This window comes from Gilliamella sp. X-23 (assembly GCF_057063545.1).
This window is the reverse complement of record NZ_JBXSQG010000004.1, coordinates 123,603-141,552: the sequence shown is the minus strand read 5'-3', so window position 1 is coordinate 141,552 and position 17,950 is coordinate 123,603. Positions and strand designations below refer to the sequence as shown.

16 protein-coding genes are annotated in these 17,950 nt (G+C 34.0%); 5 read left to right on the top strand and 11 right to left on the bottom strand.

The features are described 5' to 3' along the window. Positions 1–9: 9 nt before the first annotated feature. The gene (gene dcd / locus ACYH9I_RS04310; protein WP_483559184.1) at positions 10–591 is read right to left on the bottom strand and encodes a dCTP deaminase; all 582 of its coding nucleotides are present in this window, start codon (positions 589–591) and stop codon (positions 10–12) included. Between the two features lie 70 nt (positions 592–661). Beyond that, positions 662–1,750 (bottom strand): murein transglycosylase A, encoded by a 1,089-nt coding sequence (gene mltA, locus ACYH9I_RS04305; protein WP_483559182.1) that lies wholly within the window; start codon positions 1,748–1,750, stop codon positions 662–664. A 179-nt stretch (positions 1,751–1,929) separates the two neighbouring features. Here mltA and cycA point away from each other — a divergent pair, with 179 nt between their 5' ends. Then, positions 1,930–3,312, top strand: coding sequence for a D-serine/D-alanine/glycine transporter (gene cycA / locus ACYH9I_RS04300; protein WP_483559228.1), 1,383 nt, complete (start codon positions 1,930–1,932; stop codon positions 3,310–3,312). A 47-nt stretch (positions 3,313–3,359) separates the two neighbouring features. Here cycA and ACYH9I_RS04295 read toward each other — a convergent pair whose 3' ends face one another. Then, positions 3,360–4,385 (bottom strand): TerC/Alx family metal homeostasis membrane protein, encoded by a 1,026-nt coding sequence (locus tag ACYH9I_RS04295; protein WP_483559180.1) that lies wholly within the window; start codon positions 4,383–4,385, stop codon positions 3,360–3,362. Positions 4,386–4,564: 179 nt separating this feature from the next. Here ACYH9I_RS04295 and dacB point away from each other — a divergent pair, with 179 nt between their 5' ends. After that, positions 4,565–6,001, top strand: a complete 1,437-nt coding sequence (dacB, locus tag ACYH9I_RS04290; RefSeq protein ID WP_483559179.1) for a serine-type D-Ala-D-Ala carboxypeptidase — start codon at positions 4,565–4,567, stop codon at positions 5,999–6,001. 79 nt (positions 6,002–6,080) lie between these two features. Here the strand turns inward: dacB and ACYH9I_RS04285 are convergent, their stop codons facing one another. After that, positions 6,081–7,916, bottom strand: coding sequence for an ABC transporter ATP-binding protein (locus ACYH9I_RS04285; RefSeq protein WP_483559178.1), 1,836 nt, complete (start codon positions 7,914–7,916; stop codon positions 6,081–6,083). 250 nt (positions 7,917–8,166) lie between these two features. Beyond that, entirely contained in the window at positions 8,167–8,856 is a 690-nt protein-coding gene (locus ACYH9I_RS04280; RefSeq protein ID WP_160401940.1) for a LexA family transcriptional regulator, read from the bottom strand. A 579-nt stretch (positions 8,857–9,435) separates the two neighbouring features. On the opposite strand from ACYH9I_RS04280, the gene tatA reads away from it, so the two are divergent. Both tatA and ACYH9I_RS04270 read left to right on the top strand, forming a co-directional pair. Continuing rightward, positions 9,436–9,615 (top strand): Sec-independent protein translocase subunit TatA, encoded by a 180-nt coding sequence (tatA, locus tag ACYH9I_RS04275; RefSeq protein ID WP_483559226.1) that lies wholly within the window; start codon positions 9,436–9,438, stop codon positions 9,613–9,615. A 14-nt stretch (positions 9,616–9,629) separates the two neighbouring features. Beyond that, a complete protein-coding gene (locus ACYH9I_RS04270) occupies positions 9,630–10,814 on the top strand; it encodes an FAD-dependent monooxygenase (protein WP_483559176.1) in 1,185 nt (394 codons plus the stop codon). A 43-nt stretch (positions 10,815–10,857) separates the two neighbouring features. On the opposite strand, the gene ACYH9I_RS04265 is transcribed toward ACYH9I_RS04270, so the two are convergent. The 4 genes from ACYH9I_RS04265 to raiA all read right to left on the bottom strand — a co-directional run bounded on the left by ACYH9I_RS04265 (position 10,858) and on the right by raiA (position 14,741). Further along, on the bottom strand, positions 10,858–12,039 hold the full coding sequence (locus ACYH9I_RS04265; RefSeq protein ID WP_483559175.1) for an MFS transporter: 1,182 nt from the start codon (positions 12,037–12,039) through the stop codon (positions 10,858–10,860). Positions 12,040–12,107: 68 nt separating this feature from the next. Continuing rightward, the gene (mutY, locus tag ACYH9I_RS04260; RefSeq protein ID WP_483559224.1) at positions 12,108–13,151 is read right to left on the bottom strand and encodes an A/G-specific adenine glycosylase; all 1,044 of its coding nucleotides are present in this window, start codon (positions 13,149–13,151) and stop codon (positions 12,108–12,110) included. A gap of 5 nt (positions 13,152–13,156) precedes the next feature. After that, the gene (gene pheA / locus ACYH9I_RS04255; protein WP_483559222.1) at positions 13,157–14,308 is read right to left on the bottom strand and encodes a bifunctional chorismate mutase/prephenate dehydratase; all 1,152 of its coding nucleotides are present in this window, start codon (positions 14,306–14,308) and stop codon (positions 13,157–13,159) included. A gap of 100 nt (positions 14,309–14,408) precedes the next feature. Continuing rightward, positions 14,409–14,741, bottom strand: a complete 333-nt coding sequence (raiA, locus tag ACYH9I_RS04250) for a ribosome-associated translation inhibitor RaiA (protein ID WP_483559174.1) — start codon at positions 14,739–14,741, stop codon at positions 14,409–14,411. A 247-nt stretch (positions 14,742–14,988) separates the two neighbouring features. Between raiA and trmJ the strand changes: the two genes are divergently transcribed. Then, positions 14,989–15,750, top strand: coding sequence for a tRNA (cytosine(32)/uridine(32)-2'-O)-methyltransferase TrmJ (trmJ, locus tag ACYH9I_RS04245; protein ID WP_483559173.1), 762 nt, complete (start codon positions 14,989–14,991; stop codon positions 15,748–15,750). 99 nt (positions 15,751–15,849) lie between these two features. Here the strand turns inward: trmJ and cysS are convergent, their stop codons facing one another. Both cysS and ACYH9I_RS04235 read right to left on the bottom strand, forming a co-directional pair. Continuing rightward, positions 15,850–17,241, bottom strand: a complete 1,392-nt coding sequence (cysS, locus tag ACYH9I_RS04240) for a cysteine--tRNA ligase (RefSeq protein WP_483559172.1) — start codon at positions 17,239–17,241, stop codon at positions 15,850–15,852. 172 nt (positions 17,242–17,413) lie between these two features. Next, on the bottom strand, positions 17,414–17,659 hold the full coding sequence (locus tag ACYH9I_RS04235; protein WP_483559170.1) for a GlsB/YeaQ/YmgE family stress response membrane protein: 246 nt from the start codon (positions 17,657–17,659) through the stop codon (positions 17,414–17,416). Positions 17,660–17,950: the final 291 nt, after the last annotated feature.

Here is a 17,950-nt window from a genome sequence, read left to right as displayed (position 1 = left end):
ATAAACCGTTTAGTCTTTATCAATACGACTGGCGACAGCTCCATGTTGGTCTTTATATTTAGCATCTTGTCTTCGGTTATATGGCCTTTCAGCAGGTCCTGTTAGTGTTTCAAAACTGAGCGCGCCGATGGTCATTCCTGGTCTAAGTGCTAATGGAATTTTTCCTGAATTGTAAAATTCTAATACAATTTGTCCTTGCCAACCGGGATCGATTCGATGGGCTGTAACGTGAACCATAAGTCCTAGTCTTGCAAGCGATGAACGCCCATCTAACCACCCAACCAAATCATCAGGAATAGTGACTGATTCTAATGTTACCGCTAATGCTAATTCACCCGGATGTAAGTAAAAGGCATCACCTTCCGGTAATATCATTTCTTCACTCATCACACGTTCTAGTACTGCCGATACTTCTTCTTTAGGTCCGCTTAAATCTATATAAGGTGTAGTATGTTCTCGAAACGTTCGAAATTGGTTACCTAATCTAACATCAACGGTTGCACCATTAATACAGCTCGCTGCCGGTTGTGGCGTTATTTTTAATTTACCATTTTGTAAATACGCTTCAATATCTCGGTCGCATAATCTCATGGGTGATCCTTAATTCAACTCGTATTGCGTTATTCTAACAGGTTCTTCTAATGGCGTCGATGTTAGTCGTTTAAGGCTTAATCACCCATGCACGGCCATAGTGGTTATAATAACCAGCTAATTTACCTGCTTTATCTCCAATACCGAGATAAAGGTCAAAATGATGCCCTTTAATTGCACCACCTACATCAAGTGCAACCATTAAACGAGTCTCTCTTCTACCGCGATATTGTCCATCATTATCAAGTAGAGGAACATCAACTAATACCACCGAACCAATTGGTATTAGTGATTTATCAGAGGCGACAGATGCATTAGCAACTAAAGGTACTGCAGCAGCGCCTTTTACTTCAGCATTATGTTGTGGTTTAAAAAAAACAAATGAGCGGTTTTGAATTAATAATTCTTTCAGTTTTTTTTCACTTTTATTTTTGGCCCAATCTTTGATAGCTTGTATCGACATTTTTTCTTTTTCGATTTCACCTTGTTCTACTAGTAATCTTCCAATGCTTGAATAACCATGGCCATTTTTGCCACCATAGCAGAAGAAGACTAAAGGAGAACCATCTTCGAAATCAATATAAGCACTGCCTTGTACTTCCATGATGAAGTTATCCATCAAAGAGTTACTATAAGCGATTTCAAGCCCTTTCCCTGACAATGCTCCATTATAAATTTGTTCACGGCTTGGTAATCTTCCTTTTGTTGTTTTAGGCGGCATTTTATAAATGGGGTATTTGAATTCTGCAGTTGGTGTATGTCTTGCTTTAATCACGGGAGTGTAATAACCTGTTAAATGCACGTTACCATAGCCATCTTGCCCAGCCATTTCATAGCTATTTAATCCGACTTTTTTAAATTCACTGGTGCCTAATGAACGGTTAATCCAAGCGTCGATAGCTTTATATATATGTTCATTTTTTTGATATAAAGATGGTGATATTTCTTTAATTTTTGAAACTTGGATAATATAGTCAGAAATGTTAATAGGCGAGGGCAGTTGTGGATGGCTGATGTTGAGAGGTAATGGTAATTTTCCATCTCTATATTGTTGTCCTTCATTTTTGTTGCTTTGACAACCGCTTAATAGCGATAACATAATAAAAAAGCATAAAGCATAAAAGCGATAGTAATGGCTGTTTTCTTTCATCTTAGTCATTAATTATAATCAGTTATAAAACATATAATGCTATGCTACAAGATTCTATTATAAGAAACTACAGTTAATTATTAAGAATCTATAAAAAGTTTTCATAACGATTCAGCTTGCGCTTTTATTTTATAGACTTTATAGTCCTATATTCTTAGAAAATCGAGAAATTGTGAAAACAAAAGGAAATAATAGCGATGAGCATTACATCCTCAAAGCATGATCTAAAGCGAAACCTTTCTAACCGTCATATTCAATTAATTGCAATTAGTGGTGCAATTGGTACTGGCTTATTTATGGGCTCGGGAAAGACAATTAGTCTTGCTGGACCTTCTATTATTTTTGTGTATATGATTATTGGTTTTATTCTTTTTTTTGTTATGCGTGCGATGGGTGAAATCCTTCTTTCTAATTTGAAATACAAGTCTTTTAGTGATTTTTCCAACGACCTTCTAGGTCCTTGGGCCGGATTTTTTACTGGTTGGACTTATTGGTTTTGCTGGGTGGTTACAGGAATTGCAGATGTTATTGCAATTGCTGGATATGCGCAACATTGGTTTCCTGAACTACAATCTTGGATACCAATGTTATTGACGGTTATCTTGCTATTAACTTTAAATCTATTAACTGTAAAAATGTTTGGTGAGACAGAGTTTTGGTTTTCAATGATTAAGATTGTTGCAATTTTAGCACTGATTGGTATTGGACTAATTCTTATTATAACTGCTTTCCATTCCGAACAAACAGATACCACAGCTACATTTTCGAATCTATGGGAGTACGGCGGCTTTTTTCCTCATGGTACTATGGGCTTTTTTGCTGGATTTCAAATTGCTATTTTTGCTTTCGTGGGAATTGAATTAGTTGGTACAACGGCTGCAGAAACAGTCGATCCGAGCAAAAATTTACCTCGTGCTATTAACTCTGTGCCAGCACGTATTATCTTTTTCTATGTTTTTGCTTTAATCATTATTATGAGTGTCACACCTTGGACGTTAATTTCTCCAAATAAAAGCCCATTTGTTGAATTATTTACTTTAATTGGTTTACCTGCAGCTGCAAGTATTATTAATTTCGTAGTACTTACATCAGCTGCATCTTCCGCTAATAGCGGTATTTACTCAACAAGCCGAATGCTATTTGGACTTGCTAAAAAACAAGATGCGCCAGAGCCTTTTGGCAAATTATCAAGTCGTTCAGTACCGGCTAATGGTTTAGTGTTTTCGTGTGCTTGTTTATTTGGTGGTGTAGTTTTGATTTACTTAGTGCCTAATGTCATGGAAGCCTTTACCATAGTAACTACAATTTCAGCTATTTTATTTATGTTTATTTGGTCGATGATTCTTATTTCTTATATTGCTTATCGTCGTAAAAAAGTAAACTTGCATGAACAATCTCAATTTAAAATGCCCGGTGGTATTTTGATGTGTGTTGTCTGTTTAGCTTTTTTTGCTTTCATGATTGTGTTACTTACTTTCGAGGCAGATACCCGCCAAGCATTAGTGGCAACACCTATTTGGTTTGTTATTTTATGTGTGAGCTATTTTATTCGCTCTTTAAAACGCCAATAAATATAAACCCAAAATGGCAGGTAATCCTGCCAATATCGTTATTGCAATTATTGAGATTTATTCTTTTCTGGCCATATAATACTTGCAATAATCCCCAAAGCTAGTATGCCTAAAACGATATAAAGACTTGTGGTTGGAGCTATATCAATACCATACCCCCATAGGTGGTTGCTTGCATTTAAAACCAATTTTCCGGCAATAAAAAAGAGTAAACAGATAACTGCTTTACCAAGATGAGCTAAATACTGTTTCATGGCTTGTAAAATAAAGTACATCGTTCTAAGTCCTAAAATAGCAAAGATCATAGCACTATAGACGATTAATGGTTCTTGGCTGACAGCGATTACTGCAGGAACTGAATCAAAAGCAAACATAATGTCACTTAGTTCGATTACAATAATACATAGAAACAGCGGTGTAGCATAAAAAGTACTTTTAGGTATTGTATCCACTAAATTTTTGTTTTCAGGTTTTGCAAGCTCTGTATCAAGTTGTTTCTGAGACAATAAAAAGTGATGGCCGACAATTTTGGGATAAGATGGACAAATACGTTTGGCTATGCGAAAAGCAAAGTGATTTGAATAATCTTTGATATCTTGGTCATTGTCTTGATTTTTTAACATCATGATTCCTGTGCAAGCAACTAAGATCGAAAATACAAATTCCATCCAAGGCCCCAAATATAGCAAACCTGTACCAATTACCACAAATAAGGCACGAAATATAATAGCGCCAATAACTCCCCAATAAAGTAGGCGATGTCGATAATTATTTGGTACTGCAAACCACGAAAAAATAGCCATAATCACAAACAAATTATCAACCGATAATGCTTTTTCAAGGACATAACCTGTAATAAATAAACTGGCTATAGCACTGCCATGATGAAGGTACAAATATAGTGCAAACACCAATGCAACGATTATCCAAAATAGTGACCAAACAATGGCATTGCTTAAACTAATTGGTTTATCGTTGTGGTGAGCATATAAATCAATAATAATTGCGGCCAAGGCTAGTCCAATAAATACCAATATAGTTTCTATTGGAAAGCCTAATGAATCTTGAATCATAATTATATTACCTAATATTAGCTATATGGAGTGAATTTTGCGTTTTGGTTATATTGAATTATTCAATAGATCGTAATTATAAAAGTGGTTGAGTATATATTGCTAGCTAAATCAAAAAAAGTTATATTTGCAACTTACATTTAACTGTTTTAAGTTAATACAATTTTGAGCTAAAATTCATGACAAAATTTAAAGTAATTATTTTATTTCTTCTTCCTTTTTTTACTGGATTATTGCATGCACTTTCGGTAGAGCCTTATATATCTTCTTTGCCTAAAGGAAGTGATTTATCTATTTTGGTCCAGTCTGTAGAAAGTAAACCTAAGACTTTAGCAAAATATAAAAGTGATCAGTTTAAACAGCCTGCAAGTACTCAAAAGGTTATAACTGCTTTAGCCGCAGAGCTTGAATTAGGACGTGATTTCCGATTTATAACTCGTATGCAAACCAATGGTTCAATAAGTAATAAACAGTTAAGTGGTGATCTTATTATTCAATTAAGTGGAGATCCAACATTTACCCGAGAAAAATTAAAAAATATGATTGTTGAACTGCGTAAAAAAGGTATTGAAAAAATTGCAGGAAATGTGATTTTAGATACTTCAATATTTACCAGTCATGATAAAGCTGAGGGATGGGCGTGGAATAATTTAACAGCTTGTTACAGTGCTCCGCCATCGGCAGCGATTATTGATGATAATTGTTTCTATGCAACAGTGATGCCAGGTAAAGTAGGGGGGCAAGCCACAATATCTACGTCGTCTAACATTCCTGTCTTGGTGACGGGAAATGTGAAAACCATAGCTAAAAATAGTAAAGATCTCAATGATAAGTATTGTGAATTAGATGTTACCTATTCAGATAAAAACCGTTACCATCTATCGGGATGCATTGCTGCAAGCTCGGATAAAACAGCGTTAAAGTTTGCGGTAATTAATGGGGTGGAGTATTTTTCTACTATTTTAAAAAATGAGCTCAAACAGCAAAAAATAACGTATACAGGTTCACTTTTAGAACGTAATCAAAGGACTAATGTTCAGTTGACTTTGTTAGCATCTAGCCAATCAGAACCGCTTTCTGAGCTATTAACGGTGATGCTTAAAAAATCAAATAATTTATATGCAGATGCAATTTTTAGAACGTTAGGTGCTCATTATTATAATGTTCAAGGTACATGGCGTAATGGTGGCGATGCTGTTAAGCAAATTTTACGCAAAAAAGCAGGGATAAATTTAGAGAACTTAGTTATTGTTGATGGTTCTGGATTATCTCGATTGAACTTAGTAAGTGCTGACAAGTTAATGGAAATTTTACAATATATTTCAGCTAATAATGCGCAATTAAGAATTATTGAAATGCTACCAATTGCAGGCGTTGATGGTACTTTGCTAAATCGTAAGAGCTTTAATCAAGCACCTTTTAAAGAAACAATACTGGCCAAAACAGGTTATATTCAAGGTTGCTATAATTTGGCTGGATTTATCCAAAAATCCGATGGCAAGTATGTGGCTTTCGTGCAGTTATTATCAGGTTATCACGCTGATAATCAAAGCGAACCCCAAAATAGTGCCATTATGCGTTTTGAATCGGAATTTTATAAAAACTTTATTCAATAATAATTTCCTAAGAAGGACACATAAGTTTTATCTAAAATAAATATGTGTCCTAAAAATTATTTAACGGTAAAGCATAAAATTAAATATTAGCCGCTAAGAATCCGCCGCTTTGATGTTTCCAAAGCTGTGCATATAATCCATTTTTCATGAGTAATTCTTGGTGTGTTCCTTGTTCGATGATTTTTCCCTGATCTAGTACGACTAATCTATCCATTGCTGCAATGGTTGATAGCCGATGAGCAATGGCAATAACGGTTTTACCCTCCATTAAAGTGTATAAACTTTCTTGGATTGCTTGTTCAATTTCAGAATCCAGCGCACTTGTTGCTTCATCTAATAATAAAATAGGAGCATTTTTTAGGATAACGCGAGCAATTGCAATACGTTGTCTTTGGCCGCCAGATAATTTTATGCCTCGCTCACCAACAAATGCGTCATATCCAGTTCTACCCCTTGCATCAATGAGGGTTTGAATAAAATTGTCTGCATGTGCTTTTTGGGCTGCTTCAATCATTTGTTTTTCAGTAGCGTGATTGTTACCATAAAGCAAGTTTTCTCGAACTGTTCGATGCAATAATGAAGTATCTTGTGTCACCATACCAATTTGAGCTCGTAGGCTTTCTTGGCTAACAGCCGTAATATCTTGACCATCAATGACAATCTTGCCACTTTGTAAATCGTAAAAGCGAAGTAATAAATTGATAAGTGTTGATTTACCTGCCCCAGAACGACCAACTAATCCGATTTTTTCACCAGACTTAATTGTTAAATCAAAATTTTCAATGACTGAATGACGTTGCTTTTCGTCATACGCAAAATAAATGTGTTTAAATTCGATTTTTCCTTGAGTAACAGTGAGTGATGTTGCATTGGGTTGATCAACAACTGTTTTAGTTGCTGAAAAAGTATTAATACCATCTTTAACAACCCCAATATTTTCAAATAGGGCGGCCATTTCCCACATAATCCAGTGTGAAAAACCATTTAAACGAAGTGCAACAGCTGTTGTTGTTGCAATTGCACCAACACCAATGAATTGATTTATCCATAACCACAATGCAACGCCTGTTGTGCTTAACACTAATAAAATAGACAATAAATGATTAACAATTTCAAAACTACTGACTAGACGCATTTGTTTGTTAACAGTAACTAAAAAATCATCCATTGATTCTTGCGCATATTTTGCTTCATTGCCTGCATGAGAAAATAGTTTTACTGTCATAATGTTGGTATAGGCATCGGTCACTCTTCCTGTCATCGTAGAACGAGCATTAGCCTGCATACTAGCCACTTTACTTAATCGGGGAATAAAATAATACATGGCAATTCCATAAATCAGACACCAACACATAAATGGCATTAATAACCAAATATCTAATTGGCCGATGATTGTTGCCATAGTAATAAACGAGATTATGACATAGATGAAAATATCCGCCACTAAGAAACACGTATCGCGAACCGCTAGTGCTGTTTGCATGACTTTTGCTGATATTCTTCCAGCAAATTCATCTTGAAAAAAGCGCATACTTTGGTTAAGTACTAACCTATGTAGATTCCAGCGCATTCGCATCGGAAAATTTCCTGCTAGGCACTGATGTTTAATAATAGTTTGTAATCCAATAATAATTGTACTGGATAGGATAATTAAGGTTAATAGTATTAATGTTGTTTTTTCTTGTTGCCAAAATTTGCTAGGTTCAACAATCGAAAGCCAATCAATAACTTTACCGAGGGCTGAGTATAAAAAGGCTTCAAAAGCTCCACCTAACGCGCTAAAAATAATTAATAGTAGTAAAAATAAACGAGTTCCTTTAGTTGATTGCCATATGAAACTAAAAAAATTTTTAGCCATAGGACGAGGTTCATCTGTCGGATAAGATGACACTAATTTTTCAAAAAATCGATACATGTTAGGCCTAGTTAATAATAAGATTATTTATTGATAATATTATAAATAATATAGAAAAAATGGGGTAATGCAAATAACTACAAATTATTTTTGCACTAATATGCTACATGAAATTTAAAAAACATGAGTTAACTATTTAACTGTTATTATTTAAGTTATAAGCATCATAGAAATTAGGAGGGAATAAAATGTTTAATATTCCCTCGTTTTTGATTATATCTTGAGAGTTAATATATAGCGATTAAAGACATTAATAAATATCTTTAATGATAAGTACAACACGACCAACAATATGATATTTATGAAAGTCTGCTTTTGGTACTTCAATTGTAGGGTGTTGGCTATTGTTACAAATTAACAGCCACCCATCGAGAGTTAAACGTACCTTTCTTAAGAAAGTAATATCTTCATATTCAATTAAATAGATTGCTCCATCAACGATGTCACTCACTTCAGTGTTAAGGATTAGACCGTTATTATTTTTTATTTCTGGTGACATTAAATCACCTTTGGCCCAATATATAATTAATTTTTTAGCATCTAAACCACGGTGTTTAACCCAACCTTCAATAATAGGATAATTCATTACCGGAGGGGTTTCTCTAACAAAACGTTCTTTTTGTGCTTCTTCTTTTGTTGGTAGCTGTTTTTTATAAACAGGAATACGATAAATATTTTCATTGTAAACATCTTCATCATTTTTGGAGTCTACAAATTCTAGTCTATGTCCCGTAGCAAGCCAATTAAAAGAAACATTACATTTTTCAGCAATGACTTCTAAGCGTGTCAGTGATGGGTATGTTTTCCCCGATAAATAATCTCGGATTACCGTTTCTGACATATCACATTTTTTAGCGAAAGCAGAAACAGATAAACCTTGCATTGAGCTATGTAATCTATCTTTGAAAGTTTTAACATTATTATTTTTAATTGTATTCATCTTTGACTCATTATTTCTTGCATAAGTTGATTGATTATAGTGTATTTTAAAATAATTTTGTATAAATCCATAATATAGGAAATTAATGGAATTCTTTTTATTTTTATATTAATTTGTTTTCTTATTGCATATTTTTGTTTATGGAAAATGGTTTAAAAAAACACAAATTAATTTTTTTCTGTTTTTAATTTGTGTTTTTTCTGTAAAAATTGTTTATTTTAATGTTTATATTTGTTTTTTCAATCTAATTTTGATATTGATCAAGTGTCACCTTTCTATTTATTTGTTTGTTTTATTTTGATTTGTTGTTTTATTGTTATGTTATGGATAAGTAAATTAAAAAAATAAAAACGTTGACTAGTGCGAAAAAAAACGGATAATAAGAAGGGTAAGGATTTTTCATTGTTTTCTTTCCTTATATTCCTTATATTTCATGTTGGCCTGTATAGTTTTATACAGGTCTTTTTTTGTTCTTGAACTATTCATGAAATCCCATCATAAAAAGAGTATAATAATATTCTATAAAATCTGTTTTAGAGCCTATCCTAAATAGAGACTTGTATTTATTGAGAGGAGTTGATTATGTCTTTTAGTATTCCACATCTTTTAGTGTTTCTTGCTGTAGTTGTTTTATTATTTGGTACCAAAAAATTACGTAATTTAGGTTCGGATCTGGGTTCAGCATTAAAAGGCTTTAAAAAAGCGATGAATGATGACGAAGTCGAATCAAAAAATGATGATAAGTTAGATAATAAATAATTGTACTTATAGGTATGAATATTCATTTTGATGTAGCAATTGTTGGTGGTGGATTAGTTGGGTTAGCAACTGCATGCGCACTTAGTCAATATGCTCTAAATATTGCAATTATAGATACTAAAATTCATCAGCATGAATCCTTGCCACATGAAGAAGTTTGTATTAGAGCTTCAGCTATTAATGGTGCAAGTCAACGGTATTTTTCACAAATCGGTATATGGGATGATTTATGCGCAAGTCAACGTGTACAAGAATTTACCGAAATAGGTGTATGGGAAAAATATGGTCAAGCTCATTTGTCTGCTCATGCCAAAGATTATGACTATCCTAATCTTGGATATATAATCGAAAATAATGTGATTTCTCATTATCTTTACCAATATGCTTTAAATTGCTCCAATATTAATATTTTTGGTTGTGAAGCCATTGATTGTACATTTAATGATGATTTTGCCTTTTTGACGCTTGCTGATAAAACTGTTTTACAATCTAAATTAATGATAGGTGCTGATGGTGCTCACTCTTGGGTGCGTAGATGCGAAAATATTTCTGTTTTTGAGCGCGATTATATTCATCATGCTCTTATTACAACTGTTGAAACTGAGTATCCACATCAATCTTGTGCTAGACAAATGTTTTATCCAAATGGGATTATCGCTTTTCTTCCTCTTTGGGATGAATATAAAAGTTGCTTAGTTTGGTCGACTAAACCTGATAATGCAGCAATGTTGTCCTCGCTTTGTGAATCTGAATTTTCAAATGAATTATTAGCGTTAACGGGTGATAAGGTAGGCAAATGCAAATTAATTAACCCGCGCATGGTATTTCCATTAAAAGCGCGTTTTGCAAAACAATTTGTTAAACACCGCCTAGTACTTATTGGTGATGCTGCGCACACGATTCATCCTTTAGCTGGACAAGGTGTAAATTTAGGTTTTCAAGACTCAGCTTTATTAGTTTCGGCCATTAAAAAATCACTTGATACACAAAAAGATATTGGACTTGTAAATAATTTGAAGTCATTTGAGTTTAACCGTCGTAAAGATACGTTAGTTATGTTAACAGCCATGCGAACTATTCAAGATATGTTTAATGGTGATAATGTGCTGAAAAAGACATTAAGAACCATTGGTATGAATGCTATTAATCATAGCTCATTATTAAAAAAACAATTGATCAAATATGCTATGCATATTTGATCTAGGTTGACATTTTATTACTGTGATTTTTGTCAAAAAGTTTCTAATAGGAATGCGTTTTAGTATAAAAAAGCCAGCAAATGATACCTAATATTGCCAAAGACGTGCTTGCAATGATTATCGCTATCCATCCGTAATGACTAAATAAATAGGTCGAACCCACAGATCCTAGCATTCCGCCAATAAAATAACATACCATATAACCTGTATTCATTCGGCTGCGTGCTTCGGGCCTAATTTGATAAATGGCATTCATACTTGAGACGTGGGTAACTTGTACGGCAAAATCTAATAAAATCACGCCAATAATTAAGGCATAAATTGAATATTGGGCTAACGAGAGTGGCAACCAAGATAACAGTAATAAGCATAACCCAATAGTGGTTGCAATAAAACCTTTGCCTTTGTCTGACAATTTTCCTACTATTGGTGATCCCATTGCCCCAGCCGCACCAGCAAGTCCAAATAAGCCAATAATAAAATCAGAATAGTGGTATGGTGCATTAGTTAACAAAAAGGCAAGCGGTGTCCATAATAGTGAAAATAGTGCAAATGATATAATGGCTAATAGTGAACGAATTCTAAGTATTGGTTCTTGTTTATATAATAAAGCAATCGACCATAACAGCTTAAAATAATTAATGTTAATATCACTACGGTAACTAGGTAGAGAAATCCAGAGTAATAGCGTCACAATGGTCATCATACCTGTTGCAATCCAATACACGTCATGCCAATCAGCAATTGTTGAAATGATACCAGCAAAGGTTCTACCTAATAAAATACCTAGTAGCATACCGCTCATTAACATGCCCACAATTTTACCACGATGCTCTGGTTTTGATAGCGTAGCGGCAAAAGGAATTAAAACTTGAGCTACCGTTGAAAATAGCCCTGTCATAGCTGTGCCTATGATAAGCATCCATATATTTTGAGATAAAGCGCTTACCATAAGTCCACAAGTGGATAATATCATTAAAATAATAATCAGCCTTTTACGCTCCAATTTATCGCCAAGTGGTGCGATAAAAAGTAAGCCAACAGCATAACTAAATTGCGCAGCCATAATGATTGATCCTGCATTTTCTACTTTTATATGCAGATCATGTGTAATCGAATGTAATAGCGGCTGCGCATAATAATTGCTGGCAATAGTAATACCAATAGCAAATGCCATTAAAAAGACTAAGTAGCTAGATAAACTTTGATGTGGTTTGCTTTGCATAATAGAATATCATTAAAAATAATCGGTAATTATATACGAAAAATAACCTAGATACTGATAAAGAGGCGTTAATAAGTTGTTTGTTTTAATAAGTTATAAATAGGAGCTGCTAGTCCTATTTTGGCATTGTCAGATTTGAGGTTATACCAATAGCCACAAGATTCATCCCAACATTTTTTATATTTAGTGATAACACAATGGATAGGAATAATATCTAAGTGAAAATGGCTAAATGTGTGGCGAAAGGCAATGAGTTGCTTTGGCTTGGTTGTTTCAATTCCGTATTTTTTTAACCAGTCAGTTAACGCTTGTTTACTTGAAAACTGAGGTAAACAATATAGCCCTCCCCAAATGCCAGACGCTGGTCTTTTTTCGAGCCAAATAGCTTTATGATATTCAAGCATTAAAAAATAGGCTATTTTTTCAGGAATAGTATTTTTAGGTTTTTTTGTTGGGTATTTTTGCCAACTTTCAGTTTTATAGGCAAGGCAATGATTATGTAAAGGACATAAAGTGCATTTAGGTTTAGAGCGAGTACAAACTGTTGCTCCAATATCCATCATGGCTTGATTAAATTTTGCAACATCATTTTTTGGTGTAACTCGCTCACTCAATTGCCAGAGCCTATTTTCAACAGTTTTAATACCAGGCCAGCCTTCAACTGCAAAATATCGGGTTAAAACACGTTTTACATTGCCATCTAAAATGGGATAATGCTGATTTTGTGAAAGTGATAAAATTGCCCCAGCAGTTGAACGCCCTACGCCGGGTAGAGCAATGACATCGTCAAATTGTGTTGGGAATTCACTATTAAACTTTTCAGCAATCATTTGGGCTGCTTTATGTAAGTTACGTGCCCTTGCATAATAGCCAAGACCTGTCCAAAGGTGCAATACATCATCTATTGAAGCTTTTGCTAGGTCAGTTACCTTGGGAAATTGTTCAATAAAACGGTTAAAGTAAGGGATAACAGTTGCAACTTGAGTTTGTTGCAACATGACTTCTGATAACCAAACATGATAAGGGCTTTTTTCGATTTGCCAAGGTAGCGATTTTCTACCGTACTGTTCATACCAGTTAAGTACCGCTTGTGAAAAATGTTGCATTGTCATAGTCATTACATTACCGCAACAATTGAATCACTTGGATAGCATCCGAGCACCTTAGTATATAGCGTCATTGATGCTAGTTCTTTGAGTGCTGTTTGCATTTCATAAGAATGGATGTTGCCTTGCAAATCAATATAAAACATTTCTTCCCATGGTGTACCATGAATTGGACGCGACTCAAGTTTAGTCATGACGATATTATGATTACGTAATACTAATAGGGCATCAACTAAAGCACCTGCTTGTTGACCAGTCTTCATTAAAATTGTGGTTTTAGCTGGAATTTGATCCGAAACCTCAATCGGCTGGCGTGCCAACACAATAAAACGCGTAATATTGTCTTTTTGATTAGCAAAATTATGTTCAAGGACTTGCAGTCCATATAATTCACCGCCATCTTTATTACCCATTGCTGCAACATTAGGTTGATTCAATTTAACAACAGTTTCCATTGCTGATGAAGTACTGTCGCAATATACAATCTTCCAATGAGGGTAGTTTTCTAGGAAGTTACTGCATTGCTGGAATGGTTGTGGATGACTATAAATAGTATTAATTTGCTCAAGTTGTGAATTTGGTATAGCGAGAACGCAATGATCGATAGGTAAAGAAAGCTCACCAATAATGTGCAAATTGGTTTTTTGCAATAAATCATAAACCTCATTAATCGAGCCTGAGCTAGAATTTTCTATTGGTAAAATGCCATAATCTACCGCACCATTTTCGACTTGCTCAAAAATATTTTTAAAGGTTGAACAGCCTAATTCAATCATTTCATCTAAGTGAGTGCTAGCATAGCGGCGAGCAGCTGAATGCGAATAAGATCCTTTGGGACCTAAAAAGGCAACTTTGGCAGTGGCACTAGTACCGTGATTAAGCTTTTCTTGTAATATTTTTTGTTGTAATAGTACAGAATCTTCGATAATTAATTGATATAAGCGTTTTATGAACACATCATCAAGATGATAATTTTTCCCCTGATTGATTAAGGACTTTATAAGTAAACGCTCACGCTCAATATCACGTACAGGAATGTCTGCTTCAATTTTAGTATGAATTACTTGCGTCGAGAGTCTGCGACGTTCAGCAATAAGTTCTAACAACGTTTTATCTAGTTTATTAATCTTATCTCGTAAAGGTAATAAAGGGTTTGCAGTCATTTTCATTAGATATTTAAAAAAAGATAGTTTGTATTATAACAAGCAAAAAAATAAAGGCACCATTAAAGTGCCTTTTTATTAAATTGAGAAAATAAATTAATTAAATTTCCTCTTCTAATACTGCATCTTTTATGCTGCTAGCTGCACGGCGAGCTTCCCCTTTATGTTGCAGCTTATTAAGTTGTTTTTCAAGTTTATCAATAAGATCATTAATTGCAGCATACATGTCAATATGTTTGGCAGATGCAACTAATGGTGTTCCTTTGGTAGCTATTGTTGCATCAACAATAAATCCATCTGGTTCTTTGGATAAAATAAAATGAGGATTGATTAGATGTGCTCTCCATTTATCTAACTTCGAAAACTTATCTTCTAGATAGCTACGAATGGCAGGGGTAATATCCATTTGTTTACTGGTAATACTTAACGCCATAGTTGACCTCCGTTTTTTTCTCAATAAATCTAACCTTTTTAAAGATTGCTATCATTACATTGGCAAATTATTTTAGATTCGTCAATAAGATATTCGTTATTAATTACATTTTTGTGAATTTAATTTAAAAATAGATTCTATTAATTAGTTATTGCATAACAGTGGGACTGAAACTGATTTTACTATAATTTTAATATATACTGTATCAATAAGTATTTAGTGTATTGTACGTTATAAGATTTTTTTAATGAATGAGGATAATGTGAGTTATTTAGATAATATAAAGATTGTTTTGGTCGAAACATCTCATACAGGTAATATGGGCTCTGCTGCAAGAGCAATGAAAACCATGGGATTAACGAATCTTTGTTTAGTTAATCCAGTCATCAAGCCTGATTCTCAATCAATTTCGCTAGCGGCAGGTGCGAGTGATATTATTAAAAATGCGCAAATTTTTTCGTCACTTGAACAAGCGATTGCCGACTGTACTCTAGTGATTGGCACTAGCGCCCGCTCTCGTAGTTTGCAATGGCCACATTTAACCCCAAAGACATGTGGTGATAAGATTATTCAAGAAGCAACTAATGCCAGCGCTAAGGTTGCTTTGGTCTTTGGTCGCGAGCGAGTCGGTTTAACCAATGAAGAATTGCAAAAGTGCCATTATCATGTTGGCATTCCTGCTAATCCTGATTATAGTTCTTTAAACCTTGCCATGTCGGTGCAAGTTTTGTGTTATGAAATTCGTATGTCAATGTTAAATCTTGAAAATAACATATCAGAGCAAAAAAATGCGAATCTGTCCGAAACTGAATTTCCTATTGATGCCGATATAGAGCGTTTTTACCAGCATTTAGAACAAACTTTATTACACACAGGCTTTATTAATGTCAACCATCCGGGGCAAATTATGGGACGTTTGCGAAGATTGTTTACGCGCGCACGCATTGAACAACAGGAACTGAATATTTTGCGTGGTATTTTAACTTCGATTGATAAAACGTTACGATGATCACAAATAGAAACACCCGCAGAATTGTGGGTGTTATTTTTAATTGACACTTTTAGTGCGTTATTTTATTTATTCATCAAAATTTTGATTTTGAGAATATCAACTTTTTTTGCGCCATGTTGTTCCATTCGCGCCATCTTCAAGCACAATATTCATTGCATTTAATTTGTCGCGAGCTTCGTCGGCTTGTGCCCAATTTTTACTTACTCTGGCTTCATTGCGTTGTTTTATTAATGCCTCAACTAATGCAACATCAACATCATCTTGCTGATCACCTTGTAAAAATTTAATGGGATCTTGCTCTAATAATCCAAGTACAGCGGATAAATAACGTAATTCAGCAGCTAATTCATTAGCAAGTGACATATTATTATCAGCTTTGGCTTTATTAATTTCACGAGCTAAATCAAAAAGAGTTGAATAAGCTTCTGGCGTATTAAAGTCATCATCCATTGCATCACAAAATTGGCGATAATAATTGCTGTCAGGCGTCATGTGTGGATGAGTTGGATCGGTGCCTCGTAGGGCTGTATAGAGTCTCTCTAGTGCTATTCTCGCTTGCTTTAAATTTTCTTCGCTATAATTGAGTTGGCTACGATAATGGCCTGATAGTAAAAAATAACGCACTGTTTCGGCATCATAATGTTTTAGTACATCGCGAATTGTGAAAAAATTATTGAGTGATTTTGACATTTTTTCTTGGTCTATCATAACCATGCCTGAATGCATCCAATAATTGACATATTGACCATTATGCGCACAGGTTGATTGGGCAATTTCATTTTCATGATGTGGAAACATTAAATCAGAACCGCCACCATGAATATCGAAATGATTACCTAACTGATAACTATTCATCGCCGAACATTCAATGTGCCAACCTGGGCGACCTTTACCCCATGGCGAATCCCAACTTGGTTCATTCGGTTTTGACATTTTCCATAACACAAAATCCATTGGATTACGTTTAACATCAACCACATCAACACGAGCGCCAGCTTGTAGCTGTTCTAAATTTTGTCGCGATAAAATACCATAATTCGGATCATTGTCTACTGAAAACATTACATCGCCATTATCGGCAATATAAGCGTGATTTTTGGTAATTAATTTTTCAACTAATTGGATGATTTGCTGCATGTGATGAGTAGCACGTGGTTCTATATCAGGGCGTTTTATATTCAGTGCATCAAAATCTGCATACATTTCTTGTAGCATTCGATCGGTAAGTTGATCGCAACTCTCGCCGTTTTCGAGTGCACGTTTGATGATTTTGTCATCAACATCAGTAATATTACGCACATAAGTTAAATCATAACCTAAAAAACGTAAATAACGTGCAATAACATCGAATGCAACAAAAGTACGCCCATGACCAATATGGCAAAGATCGTAAATTGTCACACCACAAACATATAGTCCAACTTTATTCGGGATAATAGACTGAAAGATTTCCTTTTCTCGGGTTAATGTATTGAATATTTTTAACATTATAATCTACAAGTTGAAATTGATTGGTTTAAGTAAATAATATAACAAAATTCTGGATATGACGAAATTACTTATTACGAACTTTGAACTAAAAAGGATGATATATCTAATTGCATAAAACTTAAGCGTTATTTAAATTGGCGGGAAAACCGCCAATTTAATAGGAAATAAATTATTTTTTTATGTGGCGAAAAATATAAATGAGTATAATCGAACCAAGTACTGATATTAACAAACTAGGGAAGTTAAATCCTGTAACACTACCCCAACCAAAGAAAGTACTAATATAGCCTCCCACTAAAGCACCTGCAATGCCTAATAAAATTGTTTTAATTACACCTACACTTCCTAATGGCATAAAAAACTTGGCAATCCAGCCGGCAATTAATCCTAGAATTATCCAACTTATAATACCCATGGTAATTTCCTCTTGTTATTGAAATTAATTTTAGTTTACTCAAATTAATTAAAAAATCTAACAGAAGTTGATGTTCAATTTAATAGTTTTAATCGATTAATTAAGAGTAATAAATCATATTCAAAATATAGTAATAACTAATTATAATAAAGAAGTAAGATGGTTTAATCTAAATGTTAATGTTATGAATACAAAGTTAAAAAATTATTGATTCATTAATAATATTTTATAATCATTTTTAATGAAAGTTAATTTATTTTAAAGTGACTGTCTAAATATTAAAATTTGTTT